This is a genomic window from Acidovorax lacteus, assembly GCF_039540375.1.
Lineage (GTDB): Bacteria > Pseudomonadota > Gammaproteobacteria > Burkholderiales > Burkholderiaceae_C > Acidovorax_G > Acidovorax_G lacteus.
Map to the genome: position 1 here is coordinate 43,916 of NZ_BAABEX010000003.1, position 19,197 is coordinate 63,112.

The 19,197-nt window shown below is 67.1% G+C and carries 18 protein-coding genes; 5 read left to right on the plus strand and 13 right to left on the minus strand.

Annotated features, from left to right (window positions below):
- Positions 1 to 16: 16 nt before the first annotated feature.
- From ABD866_RS01515 to ABD866_RS01535, 5 genes are read right to left on the minus strand one after another with little or no spacing between them, the layout of a single operon-like run.
- A complete protein-coding gene (locus ABD866_RS01515; RefSeq protein ID WP_345060533.1) occupies positions 17 to 2,296 on the minus strand; it encodes a methyl-accepting chemotaxis protein in 2,280 nt (759 codons plus the stop codon).
- Positions 2,297 to 2,317: 21 nt separating this feature from the next.
- Complete coding sequence (locus tag ABD866_RS01520; protein WP_345060535.1) at positions 2,318 to 2,845, minus strand: chemotaxis protein CheW; 528 nt, start codon at positions 2,843 to 2,845, stop codon at positions 2,318 to 2,320.
- 14 nt (positions 2,846 to 2,859) lie between these two features.
- On the minus strand, positions 2,860 to 3,225 hold the full coding sequence (locus ABD866_RS01525; protein ID WP_005796104.1) for a response regulator: 366 nt from the start codon (positions 3,223 to 3,225) through the stop codon (positions 2,860 to 2,862).
- Positions 3,225 to 3,623 (minus strand): response regulator, encoded by a 399-nt coding sequence (locus ABD866_RS01530; RefSeq protein ID WP_345060537.1) that lies wholly within the window; start codon positions 3,621 to 3,623, stop codon positions 3,225 to 3,227. Before ABD866_RS01530 ends, ABD866_RS01525 begins: the two co-directional genes overlap by 1 nt.
- 49 nt (positions 3,624 to 3,672) lie before the next feature.
- Entirely contained in the window at positions 3,673 to 3,846 is a 174-nt protein-coding gene (locus ABD866_RS01535; RefSeq protein WP_338795771.1) for a rubredoxin, read from the minus strand.
- Between the two features lie 94 nt (positions 3,847 to 3,940).
- Between ABD866_RS01535 and thiD the strand changes: the two genes are divergently transcribed.
- Positions 3,941 to 4,888: a bifunctional hydroxymethylpyrimidine kinase/phosphomethylpyrimidine kinase gene (gene thiD / locus ABD866_RS01540; RefSeq protein ID WP_345060542.1), complete on the plus strand. Its 948-nt coding sequence runs from the start codon at positions 3,941 to 3,943 to the stop codon at positions 4,886 to 4,888.
- A complete protein-coding gene (gene hemL, locus ABD866_RS01545; protein WP_345060544.1) occupies positions 4,872 to 6,176 on the plus strand; it encodes a glutamate-1-semialdehyde 2,1-aminomutase in 1,305 nt (434 codons plus the stop codon). The genes thiD and hemL overlap by 17 nt, the downstream gene beginning before the upstream one ends.
- Positions 6,177 to 6,510: 334 nt before the next feature.
- Here the strand turns inward: hemL and garD are convergent, their stop codons facing one another.
- The 4 genes from garD to kdgD form a co-directional block, all read right to left on the minus strand.
- Positions 6,511 to 8,052, minus strand: coding sequence for a galactarate dehydratase (garD, locus tag ABD866_RS01550; protein ID WP_345060546.1), 1,542 nt, complete (start codon positions 8,050 to 8,052; stop codon positions 6,511 to 6,513).
- The gene (gene gudD / locus ABD866_RS01555; RefSeq protein ID WP_345060548.1) at positions 8,049 to 9,374 is read right to left on the minus strand and encodes a glucarate dehydratase; all 1,326 of its coding nucleotides are present in this window, start codon (positions 9,372 to 9,374) and stop codon (positions 8,049 to 8,051) included. The genes garD and gudD overlap by 4 nt, the downstream gene beginning before the upstream one ends.
- Before the next feature lie 9 nt (positions 9,375 to 9,383).
- Positions 9,384 to 10,343: a Bug family tripartite tricarboxylate transporter substrate binding protein gene (locus tag ABD866_RS01560; protein WP_345060550.1), complete on the minus strand. Its 960-nt coding sequence runs from the start codon at positions 10,341 to 10,343 to the stop codon at positions 9,384 to 9,386.
- Between the two features lie 196 nt (positions 10,344 to 10,539).
- On the minus strand, positions 10,540 to 11,457 hold the full coding sequence (gene kdgD / locus ABD866_RS01565) for a 5-dehydro-4-deoxyglucarate dehydratase (protein ID WP_345060552.1): 918 nt from the start codon (positions 11,455 to 11,457) through the stop codon (positions 10,540 to 10,542).
- A 134-nt stretch (positions 11,458 to 11,591) separates the two neighbouring features.
- Here kdgD and ABD866_RS01570 point away from each other — a divergent pair, with 134 nt between their 5' ends.
- Together ABD866_RS01570 and ABD866_RS01575 are read left to right on the plus strand one after the other, a co-directional pair.
- Positions 11,592 to 12,356: a FadR/GntR family transcriptional regulator gene (locus ABD866_RS01570; RefSeq protein ID WP_345060554.1), complete on the plus strand. Its 765-nt coding sequence runs from the start codon at positions 11,592 to 11,594 to the stop codon at positions 12,354 to 12,356.
- A 124-nt stretch (positions 12,357 to 12,480) separates the two neighbouring features.
- Positions 12,481 to 13,953, plus strand: a complete 1,473-nt coding sequence (locus ABD866_RS01575; protein WP_345060556.1) for an aldehyde dehydrogenase (NADP(+)) — start codon at positions 12,481 to 12,483, stop codon at positions 13,951 to 13,953.
- A gap of 222 nt (positions 13,954 to 14,175) precedes the next feature.
- Here the strand turns inward: ABD866_RS01575 and purH are convergent, their stop codons facing one another.
- The 3 genes from purH to dusB form a co-directional block, all read right to left on the minus strand.
- Positions 14,176 to 15,789, minus strand: coding sequence for a bifunctional phosphoribosylaminoimidazolecarboxamide formyltransferase/IMP cyclohydrolase (gene purH / locus ABD866_RS01580; RefSeq protein ID WP_345060558.1), 1,614 nt, complete (start codon positions 15,787 to 15,789; stop codon positions 14,176 to 14,178).
- 105 nt (positions 15,790 to 15,894) lie between these two features.
- Positions 15,895 to 16,128, minus strand: coding sequence for a Fis family transcriptional regulator (locus ABD866_RS01585; protein ID WP_345060560.1), 234 nt, complete (start codon positions 16,126 to 16,128; stop codon positions 15,895 to 15,897).
- The gene (dusB, locus tag ABD866_RS01590) at positions 16,125 to 17,177 is read right to left on the minus strand and encodes a tRNA dihydrouridine synthase DusB (RefSeq protein WP_345060562.1); all 1,053 of its coding nucleotides are present in this window, start codon (positions 17,175 to 17,177) and stop codon (positions 16,125 to 16,127) included. Before dusB ends, ABD866_RS01585 begins: the two co-directional genes overlap by 4 nt.
- A 303-nt stretch (positions 17,178 to 17,480) precedes the next feature.
- Here dusB and ABD866_RS01595 point away from each other — a divergent pair, with 303 nt between their 5' ends.
- On the plus strand, positions 17,481 to 17,963 hold the full coding sequence (locus tag ABD866_RS01595) for a YqaA family protein (RefSeq protein ID WP_345060564.1): 483 nt from the start codon (positions 17,481 to 17,483) through the stop codon (positions 17,961 to 17,963).
- Here the strand turns inward: ABD866_RS01595 and ABD866_RS01600 are convergent, their stop codons facing one another.
- On the minus strand, positions 17,964 to 19,193 hold the full coding sequence (locus tag ABD866_RS01600; protein WP_345060566.1) for an efflux RND transporter periplasmic adaptor subunit: 1,230 nt from the start codon (positions 19,191 to 19,193) through the stop codon (positions 17,964 to 17,966).
- Between the last annotated feature and the right edge of the window lie 4 nt (positions 19,194 to 19,197).

A 19,197-nucleotide genomic window follows, 5' to 3' on the forward strand; every position in this document is an offset into this window, starting at 1 on the left:
GTTGGTCACAGACGCGTCAGGCAATCTTGAATCGGGACACCGACTGGCGCAGTTCCTCGGCCATCTGGGACAGCTCACGCACCTGCTGGGCCGTCGTCCGCGTGCCCTCGCCGGTCTGTTCGGTCACGGCGAAGATGTGCTGGATGTTGTCGGCCACTTCGTTGGCCAGAACGGCTTCCCGAGAGGCAGAGTTCGAAATCTGCTCAATCAGTTCAGCGAGGCGGCGCGACACGCGGTCGATCTCGGAGAGCGCGGTACCCGCGCTGTCGGACAGTCGGGCCCCTTCCACCACACCCTGCGTCGAGCGTTCCATAGCGGCCACGGCATCCTGGGTGTCGGTCTGAATCGCCTTCACCAGCGCCGAGATCTGTCGCGTGGCGTCTGCGGAACGTTCTGCCAGTCGCTGCACTTCTTCCGCCACCACCGAGAAGCCGCGGCCGGCTTCACCAGCGGACGCGGCCTGGATGGCAGCGTTCAGGGCCAGCACGTTCGTCTGTTCGGTAATGTCCGAAATCAGCTCGGTGATTTCACCGATCTCCTGCGACGATTCGCCCAGACGCTTGATTCGCTTGGAGGTGTCCTGAATCTGGTCGCGAATGGCGTTCATACCGCCGATGGCGTTCTGCACGGCTTGCAGACCTTGGTCAGCGGCCTGCAGCGATTGGCGGGCCACCGTGGCAGATTCCTGCGCTTGCGTGGACACCTCGTTGATTCGGGTCGCCATGTCCAGCACCGACCGGCCGGTTTCGCGAATTTCACGCAGCTGCTCGGTCGAAGCAGCCAGCAGTTCGGTCGAGGTGGTATCCACCATCGCGGTGGTTTGGGCCACGCGGGTGGCCGTGTTTTGCACCGAGCCCACCAGCAAACGCAGTTCTTCCACCGTGTAGTTCACCGAGTCGGCGATAGCGCCGGTGATGTCCTCCGTCACCGTGGCTTCCTGCGTCAGATCGCCTTCAGCCACTGCCTGCAGTTCGTTCATCAGTCGCAAAATGGCCGCCTGGTTCGCGTCGTTGATGCGCTTGGCTTCCTGCTCCTGGCGCTTGGCTTCGCGCTGCTGCATTTCAGCGGCCGCTTGGCGGGCCCGGCTGTCCAGCAGCTGAACACGCGAAATCCCGATACCGCACAGCAGCACGAACAAGCCGGCCAGCGCCAGCGCTGCGAACTGACCTGCGCCCAGGCCGGTCTGTGCCGACAGCTTGGACTGCAGGTTTTCAAGTTGGCGACGCAGGGGTTCACTGTCGGCAATGATCGCAGACTGGGCTTCACGCGCAGACACCAGACCCTGGAGGTTGCCCAGAATGGCGCTGGCTTGCGTGCGTGTCTGCTCGTACAGCTTGATCAGCGCTTCCAGTTGCTCGCGGGTCTGCGGGTCCTTGGTGGCACCCAGGCGCAATTCGGGGCTGCCATCCAGCAGGCCCTGGGCGATTTCCTTGAACGAGTTCAAGTCCTTGCCCAACAAGAACACGGCCTCGGGGCTCACGCCTTCCATGGTCTGGAACTCGTTGGCCGACTTGCCGATACGCTGCGTCAACATCACGAGCTGGCCTGCAGCCGAGATTTCTGTGGCGGGGGCGTTTTGCTGGAGCTTGAGCGACGACACCGTCTCGGCGATTTCCAGCAGGTCCGACGACTGGCGGTTGATGGTGCGCAGCGCATCGCCAACCTGGGTCAGGATCTTCTGCTGCCCCATCACCACGCTGGCGTTGCGCTCGGCGCGCTCCATCAGCGGGTTGATGGCGTCCAGTTCGGGCTTGAACGGTTCGCCCAGCGATTGCACAGAGAGTTCGTCGTCGCCTGCGTTCAGGGCGCGCACGTTGCGGGCCAACACGCCCGAACTGTCCACCACATCGGGGAAGGCCTGCGGGCTGCCCACCAGCGCCTGCGACACCGACTTCGCAAGGCGCTGCGACTGCATCAGCGACTGGCCGGTAGCGGCAAGCTGCTGGGCCGATTTCTCAGCCTGCTGCAGCACCCAGCCGGCGATCAGGCCCAGCACCACCACGCCGATGGCCAGCAAGGCCAGCAACCGGCGCTGGTGCGCGGCGGCGGTTGCCGCACCGAGCAAAGGCAGCGTGATCTGGTCCTGCAGCGAATCACTGTCTTGGCTGTCGTCAATCAGGCCACCCGACTCACTGCCCTGCACACTGTTGAGAGCCTCGAGCTGGTGCACATCGCGCAACTGGGCATCGTCCAGCGGTGTTGCAGAAGCCTGGCCTTCACCGCCGGCCGGCGCGCCGCCTTCCGGCTCTGCGGGCTTGCGGTTGAACAGTTTCCCAATTTGATCGACGAACGACATGGTGCAGCCTTACAGAAAAACTCAAGCACTGATGCTCAGGAAGACAGGAGATTGGGACAGGGCCTGCAGGTCCAGTTCCTGCCAACGCACACCCTGTGCATCCACGTAGACAGAACCGTAATACGCTGGCGAGTCCTCGGCCGGCAATTCCGACCGCACGAACGCTTCGACGCTGCGCAGGCCCGCAAGGCGGTCCACCAACAACGCCGCGTTGACCTCCAGCGCGGCGTTGAACGCCAGCAGGCTGGAGTCGGCCAGCGCCTGCTCGGTGCGCGTGGCGGACTGGCCCATCAGGCCGGCCAGATCGACCACGCCGACCAGACCGCCGCGCAGGTTGGCCACACCCAGAAACCAGCTCTGGGTGTAGGGCACGGGCTGCGTCGAGGTCCATGGAAAGATCTCGCCGGCCTGCCCAAGGGGCAACAAATAGGGCTGGCCCGCCGCTTCGACGGCGAGCCAGGATGAAACGGAAAGATCCTCCCCCTTGGCGGCCTGCAGGCGGCCGGCCAGTCGGGCTTGGAGGTCTCTCAGGGCTTCGCGATTGGCCATGAAAGCGCGCGGCCTTAGTTCAGCGCGTCAATCTTGGCTTGCAGTTCGGCAGGATCGACCGGCTTGGTGATGTAGCCCCGCGCGCCTTGGCGCATGCCCCACACCCGGTCGGTTTCCTGGTTCTTGCTTGTGCACATGATGATTGGCACATCGGCGTAGAGTGGGTCGCGGGTGATGGCACGCGTGAGCTGGAAACCATTCTGGCCGGGCATGACCACGTCCATCAGGATCAGGTCGGGCTTTTCTTCGGCCAGGCGGCGGAACGCCTCCTCGGCATTCTCGGCCGTGCGCACCTGCATCCCTTTCTTTTGCAGGAGGTCGGTCAGAAACATCAACTCGGTCTTCGAATCGTCGACGACGAGAACTTTCTGAATGGGCATTACGTGGCTCCTTGTTGGGGATTGCCGAACTGCTGCACGGCCTGCAACAGTTGGTCCTTGGTAAATGGCTTGGTGAGATATTCCTGGCAGCCGACCATGCGGCCACGCGCCTTGTCGAAAACACCGTCCTTGGAGGACAGCATCACGACCGGGGTATCTGCAAAACGGGCGTTGCGCTTGATGATCGCGCAGGTCTGGTACCCGTCGAGCTTGGGCATCAGGATGTCGCAGAAAATCAGCTGAGGCTGGTAATCATTGACCTTGGCCAAAGCATCGAAGCCGTCGTCAGCCAACAAGACTTCATGCCCCCCCTGCTTGAGGAAAATCTCGGCGCTTCGCCGGATGGTGTTGCTGTCATCCACCACGAGCACTTTGAAAGATGCGCCTGTTGTAGTCAATTGTCACTGCTCCTGATGGAAAAAAACGCGACGCAGCAGGAGCCGCGCTTCAAATCTGAACCATCTCGAAGTCTTCTTTGCGGGCCCCGCATTCAGGACAGGTCCAGTTCATCGGAACCTGGTCCCAGGGAGTATTGGGTGGAATGCCGTGCTCGGGAGAACCCGCAGCCTCGTCATATATCCAACCGCAGATCAGACACATCCAAGTTTTAGAGTCGGTCACAGCTTAAAGGGCCTTCACATAGAATGCAACGATTGTATCTAGACACCTCCGGGCGCCGCAGCTTGCCCCAGCGCCCCGACGCGGGAGCCGATTCATGACCACGCCCAGCTCCCCCCTCAGCACAGTCGCCCTTACCGACGAAGACGATGCCGACGCCACGCGCCCGGCATGCGTGCTGGTGTTCAATGCCAACGACCCGAGCGGCGCCGCCGGACTCACCGCCGACATCACCGCCATGACCTCGGTCGGCGTGCATCCGGTCGCGGTGGTCACCGGCGCGTATGTGCGCGACACGACCGAGGTGGCCGACCATTTCTCACTGGACGACGAAGCGGTTTCCGAACAGGCGCGCATGGCGCTGGAGGACCTGTCGGTTCAGGCCATCAAAGTGGGTTTTGTCGGCAGTCCGGAGAATATCGCGACCATCTCCGAAATAGCGACTGACTATGAGGAAATCCCGGTCATTGCCTATATGCCAAATCTATCGTGGTGGCGCGAAGATTTGATTGATGCCTATCTGGACGCTTTTCGCGAGTTGCTGCTCCCCCAAACGTCGGTGTTGGTTGGAAACCACAGTACCCTGTGGCGCTGGCTGCTGCCGGACTGGTCGGGCGAGCGCAGCCCCACCGCCCGCGACATTGCCCGGGCTGCCTCCGACATGGGGGTGGCCTACACCCTGGTCACCGGCATCCCGCTGCCCGAACAGCGCGTGGACAACGTGCTGGCCAGCCCGCAAACCGTGCTGGGCAGCGGCCAGTTCGAACTGTTTGACGCCAGCTTTGCCGGCGCGGGCGAAACCCTGTCGGCCGCGCTCACGGCCCTGATCGCCTGCGGCAACGACCTGGGCGAGGCCACGGCCGAGGCCCTGGCCTACCTGGACCGCAGCCTGGACGCCGGTTTTCGTCCGGGCATGGGCCACATCGTGCCCGACCGCATGTTCTGGGCCCACCCTGACGACGACGAAGACGACGATGACCCCGACACCGACCCCGAACCGGGCGTGGAGGGATTTGTGATGCCACCCCATGACACCCAGCACTGACCTCAACATTCCCCTGTTCGAACGCGCCAAGGCCCTGATTCCGGGCGGCGTGAATTCCCCGGTCCGCGCCTTCAAGGCCGTAGGCGGCACGCCGCGCTTTGTGCAGCGCGCGCAGGGCGCCTACTTCTGGGACGCCAACAACCAGCGCTTCATCGACTACATCGGCTCCTGGGGCCCGATGATCCTGGGCCACGGCCACCCGGCGGTGGTCGAAGCCGTGCAGAAAGCGGCGCTCGAAGGCTTCAGCTTCGGCGCCCCCACCGAGCGCGAGATCGAGCTGGCCGAAGAAATCCTGCAACTCGTGCCGTCGATGGAGATGATCCGGCTGGTCAGCTCGGGCACCGAGGCGGGCATGAGCGCGATCCGCCTGGCGCGCGGCGCCACGGGCCGCAGCCGCATCATCAAGTTCGAGGGCTGCTACCACGGCCATGCCGACGCGCTGCTGGTCAAGGCCGGCTCGGGCCTGGCCACCTTCGGCAACGCCACCAGCGCCGGCGTGCCGCCCGAGGTGGTGCAGCACACCATGGTGCTCGAATACAACAACATCACGCAGCTCGAAGAAGCCTTTGCGCTGTATGGCCGCGAACTGGCCTGCGTGATGATCGAGCCGATCGCGGGCAACATGAATTTCGTGCGCGCGAGCGTGCCCTTCATGCGCCGCTGCCGCGAGCTGTGCACCGAATACGGCGCGCTGCTGGTGCTCGACGAGGTGATGACCGGCTTCCGCGTGGCCCTGGGCAGCGCGCAAAGCGTGTACGCCCGCGCAATTCCTGGCTTCAAGCCCGACATGACCGTGCTGGGCAAGGTGATCGGCGGCGGCATGCCGCTGGCGGCCTTTGGCGGCCCGCGTGCGGTGATGGAGCAACTGGCACCGCTGGGCGCGGTGTACCAGGCGGGCACCCTATCGGGCAACCCGGTGGCCACGGCCTGCGGCCTGGCCACGCTGCGGCAGATCCGCCAACCGGGCTTTTTCGATGCGCTGTCGGCGCGCACGCGCTCCCTGGTCGAAGGCCTCTCGGCCGCCGCTGCGGCCGCGGGCGTGCCCTTCTGCGGCGACAGCGAGGGCGGCATGTTTGGCTTCTTCCTGCTGCCAGAGCTGCCGCAGAACTACGCCCAGGTCATGCGCACCGACGGCGCGCGCTTCAACCGCCTGTTCCACGGCCTGCTCGACCGCGGCGTCTACATCGCCCCCGCGCTGTACGAGGCGGGATTCGTGAGCGCCGCCCACACCGCCGACGACATCGCCGAGACCGTGGCCGCAGCGGCCGAAGTCTTCAAGACGCTTTGAGAGATGGGATGGGCACGCAGCGCTGGACTGCCCAGCGCCGTCGCCCGACCGGCAGGGGTACCCCGGCAATCCGTTTTGCTATTGTTTTGATAGCTGCTCGTGCCTGACCATTAAGCACAAGGGCACTATTTGATGCTTATTCGGGGGGCCGCCCGGTTTTCCGCACCCGCGCCCCTGCCGACCAGGGTCGCGGACTGCGCCAGAGCCTGGCTGCGTTGGCGCGCAGCCTGCTGGCCGACATTCCACGGCGTCTGGCCGGTGCCGAGTACAGGGCCGAGGCTGCGCGCAGCCCCTGCCAGCGCCGACCGCAGGGATGCCGCGCTTTCTGGGATGCTCAGGTGATGGGTGCGGGGTTGAACAGCACCAGGTCGTTGTGCAAACCCCAGCGTTCGGCCCAGGTCCTTTCGCCGCTGGCCACGGCCAGCATGCGGTGGAACAGCTCCCAGCCCAGCGCCTCGATGGTGGCGTCACCGCTGGCAATGCGGCCCGCGTTGAAATCCATCAGGTCGTGCCAGCGGCGCGCCAGGTCGTCGCGCGTGGCCACCTTGATCACCGGGCACTCGGCCAGGCCATACGGGGTGCCGCGGCCGGTGGTGAACACATGCAGGTTCATGCCGGCGGCCAACTGCAGCGTGCCGCAGATGAAGTCGCTGGCCGGTGTGGCGGCAAAGATCAGGCCTTTCTGCGTGGCCCTCTCGCCGGGTGCGATCACGCCGTGGATGGGCCCGTTGCCGCTCTTGACGATCGAGCCCATGGCCTTCTCGACGATGTTCGACAGCCCGCCCTTTTTGTTACCCGGTGTGGTGTTGGCACTGCGGTCGGCTTGGCCGCGCGCCAGGTAGGCGTCGTACCAGCCGAGTTCGCGCACGATAGCGTCGGCCACTTCTTGCGTCGCGGCGCGGCGCGTGAGCTGGTCCACCGCGTCGCGCACCTCGGTGTTCTCGCTGAACATCACCGTGGCGCCTGCGCGCACCAGCAGGTCGGTGGCAAAGCCCACGGCCGGATTGGCGGTGACGCCGGAGAATGCGTCGCTGCCGCCGCACTGCACGCCCACCACCAGGTCGCTCGCCGGGCAGGTTTCGCGCTGGCGTGCGTTCAGCCGTTCAAGATGGTCTTGGGCCTGCGCGAGGATGCTGTCGATCATCGACATGAAGCCGACGTGTTGCTCGTCCTGCAGCACGACCACATCCGGCACCGGGCGTTCGTCGCTGATCGGGATGCTGCCTGGCGGCAGCAGCCGCTCGGGCTGCAGCTTCTCGCAGCCCAGGCTGAGCACCATGACCTCGCCGCCAAAGTTGGGGTTGCGGGCCAGGTTGCGCACCGTGCGGATAGGGATGATGGCGTCGGGCGCGTCAATCGCCACGCCGCAGCCGTAGCTGTGCGTGAGCCCCACCACGCCGTCCACATTGGGGTACCGCGGCAGCAGGTCCTTCTTGATGCGCTCCACGGCGAATTCGAGCACACCGGCCACGCACTGCACCGTGGTCGTCACCGCCAGCAGGTTGCGCGTGCCCACGCTGCCGTCGGCATTGCGGTAGCCCCGGAAAGTAAAGCCTTCCAGCGGCGGCAGGTCGGCCGGCGGTTGTGGTGCCGGCAGGCCCTGCAGCGAGCGCGCCTCGGGCATGACCAGCCGCTGTTCGTTGACCCAGCCGCCAGCGGGAATGTCCACCGCCGCGTGGCCGATGACGACGTTGTAGCGGCGCACGGGGGTACCGGCGGGCAGGTCGGCCAGTGCGACCTTGTGGCCCTGCGGCACGGCCTGCACCAGCGTCGGTCCGCCAGGCAGCGCGGTGCCGGCGGGCAGGCCGCCGTCATTGGCCACCACGGCGACGTTGTCGGCCGGGTGGATGCGGATGGTTCGGGGCACGCTGCTCATCGCACGAGGCAGGGGCGCTTGTTGTCAAACTTCCAGCCCGGGATCAGGTACTGCATGGCCATAGCGTCGTCGCGCGCGCCCAGGCCGTGCTGCAGGTAGAGCTGGTGGGCCTTCTCGACCTCTGCCATGTCGATCTCGATGCCCAGGCCGGGCTTACTGGGCACCTGCACCCAGCCGCCTTCGATTTTCAAGGGGTCTTTGGTCAGGCGCTGGCCGTCTTGCCAGATCCAGTGCGTGTCGATGGCCGTGACCTTGCCCGGTGCGGCCGCACCCACGTGGGTGAACATGGCCAGCGAAATGTCGAAATGGTTGTTGGAGTGGCTGCCCCAGGTCAGGCCCCAATCGCGGCAGGTCTGCGCCACCCGGACCGAGCCGGCCATGGTCCAGAAGTGCGGGTCGGCCAGCGGGATGTCCACGCTTTGCAAAGCCAGCGAATGTGCGAGCTGTCGCCAGTCGGTGGCCACCATGTTGGTGGCGGTGGGCAGGCCCGTGGCGCGGCGGAATTCGGCCATTACTTCGCGGCCGCTGAAGCCCTCTTCGGCGCCGCAGGGGTCTTCGGCATAGGCCACAACGCCGCGCATCCGCTCGCCCAGGCGGATCGCGTCTTTCAGCAGCCAGCCGCCGTTGGGGTCCAGCGTCACGCGCGCTTCGGGGAAGCGTTCGTGCAGCGCAGTCACGGCTTCGACCTCGGCGTCACCGGCGAGCACGCCGCCCTTGAGCTTGAAGTCCTGGAAGCCGTAGCGCTTCTGCGCGGCTTCGGCCAGTCGCACCACGGCCTCGGGCGTCATGGCCTTCTCGTGGCGCAGGCGGCACCAGTCGTCGGCGTTGTCGGGTTCGCTCGCGTAGGGCAGGTCCGTTTTCAGGCGGTCGCCCACGAAGAACAGGTAGCCCAGCATCTGCACCGCGTCCCGCTGCTGGCCTTCGCCCAGCAGGGCCGCGACCGGCACGCCCATGTGCTGTCCCTGCAGGTCCAATAAGGCCGATTCCACCGCGGTGACGGCATGGATGGTGGTGCGCAGATCGAAGGTCTGCAGGCCGCGCCCGCCGCTGTCACGGTCGGCGAACTTCACACGCATCGCGTTCAAGATCGCCTGCAGGTTGCCAATGGACTGGCCTTCGACCAGGGCGCGCGCGTCTTCCAGCGTCTGGCGGATCTTCTCGCCACCCGGCACTTCACCCAGGCCGGTGTGGCCCGCGTTGTCCGTCACGATGACGATGTTGCGCGTGAAAAACGGCGCATGCGCGCCCGAGAGATTGAGCAGCATGCCGTCCCGACCAGCGACCGGGACGACACGCATCGACAGGATGATCGGTGCGGTCATGGGCGTTTTTCAGTCTGCCTTGATGTTGCGGGCCGTGATGAGCTTGGCCCAGCGGGCGTACTCGCTGGCCTGGAACGATGCAAACTGCTCAGGCGTGTTCAAGACGATTTCGAACCCCAGCTCCGTCAGCCGTGCGGTGGTGGCGGGCTCGCGGACGATGGACACGATGGCTTCGTGCATGCGCTTCTTGATGTCGGCCGGCAAACCCTTGGGCGCTGCGATGGCCTGCCAGGACTGCACGCCCGCGTTCTTCACGCCGCTCTCTTCCAGGGTGGGCACGTCGGGCAGAAGCGGCGAACGCTTGTCGCTCGTGATGGCCAGTGCGCGCAGCTTGCCCGCCTTGATCTGCGGCATGGCGGTGTTGATGTTCATGAACGACGACTCCACCTGGTTGCCCAGCAGATCCGTCATCACCGGGCCGCCGCCACGGTAGGGCACATGCACGCCACTGGTGCCCGTTTGCTGCCAGAACAGTTCCGCCGTCAGGTGATCGCTCGAACCATTGCCTGAGGAGGCAAACGTCATCTTGCCGGGGTTGGCCTTCAGGTAAGTCATCACATCCGCCAGTGACCGGTGGGGTGAGACGGCTGTCACGACCAGCACGTTGGGCGCCTGCACCACCACGGTGATGGGGTCCAGATCCTTGATCGCGTCGTAGTTCGTCTTGATCAGGTGGGGCGCGATCACGAAGGGGCCCAGCGAGGCCACCAGGAAGGTATGGCCATCGGCCGGCGCACGCGCCACCTGCGTGGCGCCGATGGTCCCCGTGGCGCCTGCCTTGTTGTCCACCACCACGGTCGCACCGCCACCCAGCTTTTCTGGCAGCTTGGCCGAGATCGTGCGGGCAATCATGTCGGTCGAACCACCGGGCGGGAAGGGAACGACCAGGGTAATGGGCTTGTCGGGCCAGGCAAAGGCGGACACGCTCGTGGCCGCAGCCACCACAAAGGCGATAAGTGACTTTTTCATGGGTTCTGTCTCCGTCAGGTTGATTGCAATGGGATTTGTTCTTCGCGCACGATCTGGGCCATTTTTGGGGCAGCGCTGCATGCAGCACGGTGGCACCCTCGGTGCCGCTCATCCGGTATCCCTTCAGGCTCCGCGACTCGGCTTTCGCTCACGTCCGGCCAAAGGCAGCGCTGCGCTGCGGTGTGGATCCACTCGCTTACTGCGGGCCGAGCGCGTCAATCAGCGCCTTGAGCTCATCCATCTCGCCGGGTTTGAGGTCCGACAGGGGCGCGCGCACGGGGCCGGCATCGTGGCCCACCAGACGGGCGCCGGCCTTGATGATGCTCACGCCATAACCTTCCACGCGGTTCCGAATCTTCAGGTAGGGCATGAAGAACTGCTTGAGCAGGCGGTGTTGCGTGGCCATGTCATCGGTGCGCACGGCTTCGTAGAACTGCATCGCGGTCTTCGGGATGAAGTTGAAGACGGCGGACGAATACACCGGCGTGCCCAGCGCCTTGTAGGCAGCCGCATAGACCTCGGCCGTGGGCAAGCCACCCAGGTAGGCAAAGCGGTCGCCCATCTTCATGTAGATGGACGACATCAACTCGATGTTGCCCATGCCGTCCTTGAAGCCGATCAGGTTGGGGCAGCGCTCGGCCAGGATGGTCAGCGATTCGGGGGTGAATCTGGTGCGGTCGCGGTTGTAGACGATGACGCCGAACTGCACGCTTTTGCAGACCTGCTCCACATGGGCGATGAGACCTTCCTGGCCGGCTTCGGTAAGGTAGTGCGGCAACAGCAGGATGCCGTGCGCCCCCAGGCGCTCGGCTTCCTGCGCGTGGGCAATGGCCGTGCGCGTGGGGCCGCCGGCACCCGCGATGATGGGCACCTTGCCACGGCAGGTTTCCACGGCGGTGCGGATGATCTGGCCGTATTCCTCACCGTACAACGAGAAATATTCCCCCGTCCCGCCCGCAGCGAAGAGCGCGCTGGCACCGTAAGGGGCTAGCCATTCCAGACGGGCCGCGTACGACGCGGCGTTGAACTCACCATGGGCATCGAAGTCCGTCACGGGAAAGGACAGCAGGCCGGACGACATGACTTGCTTGAGGTCTTGAGGGGTGTATTGCATGAAGGTATGGGGCCGCGACGGACTGAGGCCTGCTTTGTTACAGTACAAAAAGAGGTTCTAGTGATCAGTTGTATGTTGTCATACAACTTGGCATGATTGTGAAAACCCGTGCGCAGGCTGTCAAGGAAAAAACCATGCACCCAGTGAAAACCCTAGGCGATACCGACTTCACGGCTGAACGACCGCGGCGCCCACGCGGCCTGGTGCCCGAAATCGTGGCCGCACTGCAGAACGACATGACAGAAGGCCGCCTGCAACCGGGCGCCAAACTGCCGACCGAAGCTGCGCTGATGGTGCGCTTCGACGTCAGCCGCACCGTCGTGCGCGAAGCCATTTCCCGCCTGCAGGCGGCCGGCCGGGTAGCGACACGGCATGGCATTGGCACCTTCGTCACCGACCAGACCGAGCCCACACCCACCTTCCGCATCGCACCAGAAGACTTCGCCACCGTGGCGGACGTCATTTCGCTGCTGGAGTTGCGCATCAGCCTGGAGAGCGAGGCCGCCAGCCTGGCAGCCCAGCGCCGGGAGGACTCCCACCTTGCCGCCATGGCCGCGGCGCTGGCCGCGTTCGAAGCGGCCATCCGCGCCGACTCCGACGCGGTGCCCTCGGATTTCCAGTTCCATATGGAAGTGGCCCGCGCCACAGGCAACCGCCACTTCGCCGACCTCATGACCTACCTGGGCACCGTGATCATCCCGCGCACCCGCCTGAAGACCGCGGCCAATGCGCCCGAGGGCCGGCTGGCCTATCTGGAACGCGTGCACCATGAGCACGAGAGCATCTATCGCGCCATTTGCGAACGCGATGCCGAGGCTGCCCGCGCGGCCATGCGCACGCATCTGGCCAACAGCCGCGAACGGCTGCGCAGGGCACAGGCAGCGGACGCAGGCGCCTGAGCATCCGCGTGGCGATTCCTGGGAAGACGCCGGCGGAACTCCATTTGTTGTCAGACATCCGTTAACATAGCATGGGTCCTGGTAAATCCCTCCCGGGCCCAGTTTTTGTACGGACCGTTTCCCCATGAACCCACTTTTTTCCTTCAATGCCCGCACAGGGGAACCCCTGGGCGAGCCGCTGGCCACCTCCACACCGGCGCAGATCGATGCCACCGTGCAGGCCGCGCACGCCGCGTTCGATGATTGGGCCTGCAGCAGCGGCGCGCAGCGCGCCGCGCTGTTGCGGCATCTGGCCGACGGGCTGGAAGCGCAGCGCGAGGCCCTGGTCGCGCTGGCCGATCTCGAAACCGCACTCGGCCCGGTGCGGCTCAATGGAGAACTCGACCGCACGACCTTCCAGCTGCGCCGCTTTGCCGACATGGCGCAGCGCGGCGAGCCCTTTGCCGTGCTGGACGACCCCGCTGTCGCCGGCAACCCGCCGGTGGGCCACCCGGCGATGCAGTTGCACCGCATGCCGCTGGGGCCCGTGGCCATGTTCGCGGCCAGCAACTTTCCGTTTGCCTTCTCGGTGCTGGGGGGCGATACCGCCTCGGCCTTGGCTGCCGGCTGCCCGGTCGTGGTCAAAGCCCACCCCGGGCACCCCGCCCTGTCGCGGTTGACCTTTGAGATCGCTGAACGCGTGCTCCAGTCGCTCGGGCTGCCTGCGGGGCTGATCGGCCTGGTGCAGGGCGCGGGTGTCGAGGTAGGCGTGCAGCTCATTCGCCACCCGCTGATTGCAGCCGGCGCCTTCACCGGCTCCACCCGCGGTGGTGCCGCACTGCAGGCCGAGGCCAACGCCCGGCCTCGCCCCATCCCGTTTTACGGCGAACTCGGCTCCATCAACCCGCTCATCGCGCTGCCCTCGGCATTGGCCGCCCGGGGCGCGGAGCTGGCGTCCCTGCTGGCCGGGTCCATCACGCTGGGCTGCGGCCAGTTTTGCACCAACCCCGGCCTGCTGGTGCTGGTGGATGGCCCCGAAACCGACACCTTCGTACCCCAGTTGGCAGAGGCATTGGGCGCCCTGCAGCCGCACCCCATGCTGGCCGCAGGCATGCGCAAAGCCTTCGACACCGGGGTGCAGGCGTTCATCGACGCTGGTGCCGTGCCCTTGCTGCAAGGCCCAGGCACGGGGCTGGCGCCCGGCCCCCAACTGCTGCAGGTGAGCGCGCAGCGCTTCATCGAAGCGCACGCGCTGCGCGAGGAGGTGTTCGGGCCGTCCAGCCTTATCGTGCGCTGCGACAGCCTGGCGCAGGTGCAGGATGTGCTGGCCGCCGTGGCGGGCAGCCTGACGGTGACGATCTGGGGCGCCAACGAGGACACGGCCGAGCACCGCGCACTGGTGCGTGCCGCGATGCGGATTGCGGGGCGTGTGTTGTTCGCGGGCGTGCCCACCGGGGTGGCTGTGACTGCCGCCCAGCACCACGGTGGCCCCTGGCCCGCCAGCACCGCGCCCATGACAACCTCGGTGGGTGACGCTGCACTTCAACGGTTTTTGCGTCCCGTATGCCTGCAGGACGCGCCGGCCTGGCTTCTGGAGCGGGCCGGGCGACCCTGCTGAGGGCGCACCGCGTTGCATCACGCGGGCCAGCGGGCCGGGTCGGCTGGCTGTGCGTCGTCGGGCCAGGCGCCCCCAGCGACACCTCTAAAACTGGCGCGGCCTTAAAGCACGGGCAGCCCAGCAAGGGGCGCCCCGCAGCGAGGGCTGCGTCCCCCTTCCCGAACGGTGCAGCCGTTCGAGAGAAGGGGGAAGGCGCGCAGCGCCTCAGGGGGATGCGCGCTATCAATGCCGGAAGTGCCGCACCCCGCTGAACACCATGGCCACGCCACGCTCGTTGGCGGCGTCGATCACTTCCTGGTCGCGCATCGAGCCGCCCGGCTGGATCACGCAGGTCGCACCGGCATCGACCACCACATCGAGCCCGTCGCGGAACGGGAAGAACGCGTCGCTGGCGACCACCGTGCCCTGCAGGCTCAGGCCTGCGTGCCCGGCCTTGATGCTGGCGATGCGGGCCGAGTCGAGGCGGCTCATCTGCCCTGCCCCCACGCCCATGGTCATGCCGCCCTTGCAGAAGACGATGGCGTTGCTCTTGACGTACTTGGCGACCTTCCACGCGAACAACAGGTCTTCCATCTCTTCGAGCGAAGGCTGCTTCTTCGTGACGATCTTCAGGTCCATCAGCGACAGCTCGTGGTTGTCGGCCGTCTGCAGCAGCAGGCCCGAGCCGATGCGCTTGCTGTCCATGGCGTTGCGGCCGCGCTCCCAGTCGGTGCGGTTCGCGGCCTTGGCCGCGTGGGCGGGCAGCGCAATCTTGAGCAGGCGGACATTGGCCTTGGCCTTGAAGATCTCCAGCGCTTCGGCCGTGAACTCGGGCGCCATCAGCACCTCGACAAACTGCTTGCTGACCTGGGCGGCGGCCGTGCCGTCTACCACGCGGTTGAAGGCGATGATGCCGCCGAAGGCGCTGGTCGGGTCGGTCTGGAAGGCCTTGCTGTAGGCACTGAGTGCGTCCAGACCCACGGCCACGCCGCAGGGGTTGGCGTGCTTGACGATCACGCAGGCGGCGGCGTCAAAGCTCTTGACGCATTCCCAGGCGGCGTCGGCGTCGGCGATGTTGTTGTACGACAGCTCCTTGCCCTGCAGTTGCTGCGCCGTCACCAGCGAGCCCGGGGCCGGGTACAGGTCGCGGTACAGCGCGGCCTGCTGGTGGCTGTTTTCGCCGTAGCGCAGGTCCTGCACCTTCACGAAGGTGCCGTTGCTCTGGCCCGGGAACAGCGTGCGCGCGGGCACGTAGTCCTCCGACAGCTTGTCTTCTTCAAACGTGATGGACGAGAGGTAGTCGCTGATCGCGGCGTCGTACTGGGCGATGCGGTTGAACGCCGCCACCGACAGCGCAAAGCGCAGCTTGTGCGACAGCGTGCCGCCCGCCTGCAGTTCGGCCAGCACGGCCGGGTACTGGTCGGCCGCGGTGACCACGCCGACGTCCTTCCAGTTCTTGGCGGCGCTGCGCACCATGGCCGGGCCGCCGATGTCGATGTTCTCGATGGCGTCGGCCAGCGTGCAGCCCGCCTTGGCCACCGTGGCCTCGAACGGGTACAGGTTGACCACCAGCAGGTCGATGGTGTCGATGCCGTGTTCTTGGAGGGCCGCCATGTGCGCGGGCACATCGCGGCGGGCCAGCAGGCCGCCATGCACCTTGGGGTGCAGCGTTTTCACACGGCCGTCGAGCATCTCGGGGAACTGCGTGACCTCGGCCACCTCGGTGACGGGCAGCCCTTCCTTGGCCAGCAGCTGGGCGGTGCCGCCGGTGGACAGCAGTTGCACGCCCAGCGCATGCAGCGCGCGGGCGAAGTCGACGATGCCGGTCTTGTCAGAGACGGAGAGAAGGGCTTTCATGGGGCGGGACGTGGTTAGGATGAAATCGGGTGCTCGTGCTTATGAATCAAGCACGAGCAGCTATGTTTTTGATAGCAAACACCAGGGGAGCCGGGAAGGCGTGCCTTACAGCAGCTTGTGCTCGAGCAGCTTCTTGCGCAGCGTGTTGCGGTTCAGGCCCAGCCATTCGGCCGCGCGCGACTGGTTGTGGTCGGCGTGGCTCATCACCACCTCCAGCAACGGCTTTTCGACCACGCGCACCAGCATGTCGTACATGCCGTCGGGCGTCTCGCCGCCCAGGTCGCGGAAGTAGCTCTGCAGGCTCTCCCGCACGCACTCCTCGATGTTCTGCTTGCTCATACGGCCAATCCCTCGGTGGTTTCGTTCGGGTCTGCGTCCGCCGCGGCGGTGGCGGGCGGCAGCCGGTCCATGCGCGCGGCCAGCGCGTCCAGGAAGTCGGCCGTGGCCTGCCACTGCGTGGCGCAGTCCTCGATGGTGTTGATGTGGTCCCGGAAGGCCTCGCCCCCGGGCAGCGCGCGCAGGTACCACGCAATGTGCTTGCGCGCGCTGCGCACGCCGGTGCTCTCGCCGTACAGCCGGTAGTGGTCGTGCAGGTGCTCCAGCAGCAGGCGGCGCAGCTCGGCCACCAGCGGCGGGGCCAGGTGTTCGCCCGTGGCCAGGTAGTGGCCGATCTCGCGGAATATCCAGGGCCGCCCCTGCGCCGCGCGGCCAATCATGATCGCATCGGCCCCGGTGTGCGCGAGCACCTGGCGCGCCTTTTCGGGCGAGGTGATGTCGCCGTTGGCCACCACGGGCACGCGCACCGCGGCCTTGACGGCGGCAATCGTGTCGTACTCGGCCTCGCCGCGGTAGCCCTGCTCGCGCGTGCGGCCGTGCACCGTCAGCATCTGGATGCCCACGTCCTCAAAGCGGCGCGCCAGCACCACGGCGTTGCGGTGCTGCGCGCACCAGCCGGTGCGCATCTTGAGCGTGACCGGCACGCCGCGCGGCGCGCAAGCGGCCACCACGGCCTCGGCAATCTCCACGGCCAGGGCTTCGTTCTGCATCAGCGCCGAGCCCGCCCATTTGTTGCAGACCTTCTTGGCCGGGCAGCCCATGTTGATGTCGATGATCTGCGCACCGCGGTCGATGTTGTAGAGCGCCGCCTCGGCCATCATGGCCGCGTCGGTGCCCGCAATCTGCACGGCGATCGGCCCGCTTTCGCCCTCGTGGTTGGCCCGGCGCGAGGTCTTGAGGCTGTTCCACAAGTCCTTGCGCGAGGTCACCATCTCGCTGACCGCATAGCCCGCCCCGAGGGCCTTGCAGAGCTGGCGGAACGGCCGGTCCGTCACGCCCGCCATGGGGGCAACGAACAGCCGGTTGGCCAGGGTGTAAGGACCGATCTGCATGGAGGGGGCGAACGCAGCTGCTGAAAAAGGAGGCAGGATTGTACCTGCTGAAAATTTCAGCAAATGAAATGCGCGCAGGCCCGCAGGCAGCGGGCGCTTGCGGGGCCGCGGCGGGCCGTGTGGCTGCCGCCTTCCACCTGCCGACACCCGCCCCGCAGCGGTCGGTCCGCCACCTCAGTGGGGCGCCTGCCCCGGGCCAGGTGCTGGCGGCGCACATCGCCGGGCCGCCAAATCCCTGCGGCGCGCGGTTGCACCGGCCGCCGCCGCGCGGCGCGCGCAGGTGGCTCCCCTACACTGCGCGCCATGGAAGCCTGGATCGCCCCCGTGCTCGCGTGGCTGGCCTTGCCGCAGTTCGGCCTGAGCACGGTGTTTTTCGTGGCCATGCTCTCGGCCACGCTCTTGCCCATGGGCTCGGAGCCGGCCGTGTTCGGCCTGGTCAAGCTCAACCCCGACCTGTTCTGGCCGGCCATCCTCGTGGCCACGGCGGGCAACACCGTGGGCGGCGCGATCAGCTGGTGGATGGGCCTGGGCGCGCACCACGCGGTGGACAAGGCGCGCGGCAGCCCCACCGAGCTGCGCGCGCTGGAATGGCTGCGCCGCTTTGGCGCACGCGCCTGCCTGCTGAGCTGGCTGCCCGGCGTGGGCGACCCGCTGTGCGCCGTGGCCGGGTGGCTGCGCCTGCCCTTCTGGCCCTGCGTGGGCTACATGGCCGTGGGCAAGTTCCTGCGCTACCTGGTGATGACCAGCGTGCTGCTGTACTTCATGCCCGGGCAGTTCACACCGTAATCAACCCGGGTCGCGCACCCGCACACGCGCGCCGTCGCGCAGGCTGGCCGGCGGATACACCACCACCCGGTCGCCGGGCTGCAGGCCTTCGCGCACCCAGGCCAGGTCGGTGCCCCGGGCGTGCAGCTGCACCGGCTGCAGCACCGCGCGGCCGCCCTGCAGCACGAACACGCCCAGTGGCGGGTCGGCCGCCGTGCCCGCCGCGGCATCGCGCACGGCCTGCGGCCACGGAAACAGCGCGCCCACCGGCACGCGCACCGCATCGGCCTGTGCCTGCATTACAAACTGCGCTACCACCCGAAAACCGTCGCCCAGCGCCGCGGGCGGTTCGCCCAACCATTCCACCACCACGGGCACGCGCTGTTCCTCGACGCCCAGGGCCGACACCTTGGTGCTGGCCGCGGGTTCGACCAGGCGCACCCGCGCGGGCAAGGCCCCGGGCCCGCCCCAGCGCACGATGCGCACCGGCGTGCCCGGCTGCAGCAGCAGTGCGTCGGTGGTGAGCAGCGGCGCCACGACTTCGAGCCGCGCGGTGTCGCCCAGCTCCAGCACCACGGCCCCAGCGGCCACCGGGCCTTCGCTGGTTTGCGGCACGCGCAGCACGCGGCCGGCCACGGGGGCGCGCAGCTCCAGCACGCGGCCGCTGGATTCGGGCCACCAGGCCTGCGCGGCCCGCGCCTGTTCGCGCTCGGATTCGGCCATGCGCTGCTCTTGCGACGCGGCCACGCGGTTGCTGCGCGCACTGCGCAGCGCAAGCTCTGCCACCTCGCGCTGCGCGGGGGCCACAAAGCCCTGGCGTGCCAGTGCGTCGGTGCGCGTGGCGTCGGCCTCGGCCTGGGCCAGGGCGGCCTCGGTGGCCTGCACGCGGGCCCGCGCGCGCTGCACCCCGGCATCGGCCGCCTGCAGGCGGGCCTGCAGCTCGCGCTGGCTGCGGGCGTCCAGCAGGCCGGGGCTGGCGGGCTGGATACGTGCGACCACCGCCCCGGCGGCCACGGCGTCGCCTTCGCGCACGGCCATGCGCTGCAGCCGCCCGGCCACGGGCGCGGCCAGCACGTAGCGCTCGCGCAGGCGGGTGCGGGCGTCTTCTTCAATGGTGCGCTCAAACGCACCGCGCGTGACCTCGGCCACCTCGACCGGCTGCGGCCGGGGGGCAAATGCCCAGGCCAGCAGGCCGACTGCGGCCAGGATGCCGGCCCCCAGGGCCCAGCTCTTTCGTGTCAGCAGGGGCATGCCC

Excerpts from the sequence above, each read along its gene's own strand:
- purH (WP_345060558.1), bottom strand. The coding sequence starts at position 15,789 with ATGAAAGCCCTTCTCTCCGTCTCTGACAAGACCGGCATCGTCGACTTC.
- ABD866_RS01600 (WP_345060566.1), bottom strand. The coding sequence starts at position 19,193 with ATGCCCCTGCTGACACGAAAGAGCTGGGCCCTGGGGGCCGGCATCCTG.
- garD (WP_345060546.1), bottom strand. The coding sequence starts at position 8,052 with ATGAGCAGCGTGCCCCGAACCATCCGCATCCACCCGGCCGACAACGTC.
- ABD866_RS01585 (WP_345060560.1), bottom strand. The coding sequence starts at position 16,128 with ATGAGCAAGCAGAACATCGAGGAGTGCGTGCGGGAGAGCCTGCAGAGC.
- kdgD (WP_345060552.1), bottom strand. The coding sequence starts at position 11,457 with ATGCAATACACCCCTCAAGACCTCAAGCAAGTCATGTCGTCCGGCCTG.
- ABD866_RS01575 (WP_345060556.1), top strand. The coding sequence starts at position 12,481 with ATGAACCCACTTTTTTCCTTCAATGCCCGCACAGGGGAACCCCTGGGC.
- ABD866_RS01515 (WP_345060533.1), bottom strand. The coding sequence starts at position 2,296 with ATGTCGTTCGTCGATCAAATTGGGAAACTGTTCAACCGCAAGCCCGCA.
- ABD866_RS01520 (WP_345060535.1), bottom strand. The coding sequence starts at position 2,845 with ATGGCCAATCGCGAAGCCCTGAGAGACCTCCAAGCCCGACTGGCCGGC.
- ABD866_RS01525 (WP_005796104.1), bottom strand. The coding sequence starts at position 3,225 with ATGCCCATTCAGAAAGTTCTCGTCGTCGACGATTCGAAGACCGAGTTG.
- hemL (WP_345060544.1), top strand. The coding sequence starts at position 4,872 with ATGACACCCAGCACTGACCTCAACATTCCCCTGTTCGAACGCGCCAAG.
- ABD866_RS01595 (WP_345060564.1), top strand. The coding sequence starts at position 17,481 with ATGGAAGCCTGGATCGCCCCCGTGCTCGCGTGGCTGGCCTTGCCGCAG.
- gudD (WP_345060548.1), bottom strand. The coding sequence starts at position 9,374 with ATGACCGCACCGATCATCCTGTCGATGCGTGTCGTCCCGGTCGCTGGT.
- dusB (WP_345060562.1), bottom strand. The coding sequence starts at position 17,177 with ATGCAGATCGGTCCTTACACCCTGGCCAACCGGCTGTTCGTTGCCCCC.
- thiD (WP_345060542.1), top strand. The coding sequence starts at position 3,941 with ATGACCACGCCCAGCTCCCCCCTCAGCACAGTCGCCCTTACCGACGAA.
- ABD866_RS01570 (WP_345060554.1), top strand. The coding sequence starts at position 11,592 with ATGCACCCAGTGAAAACCCTAGGCGATACCGACTTCACGGCTGAACGA.
- ABD866_RS01560 (WP_345060550.1), bottom strand. The coding sequence starts at position 10,343 with ATGAAAAAGTCACTTATCGCCTTTGTGGTGGCTGCGGCCACGAGCGTG.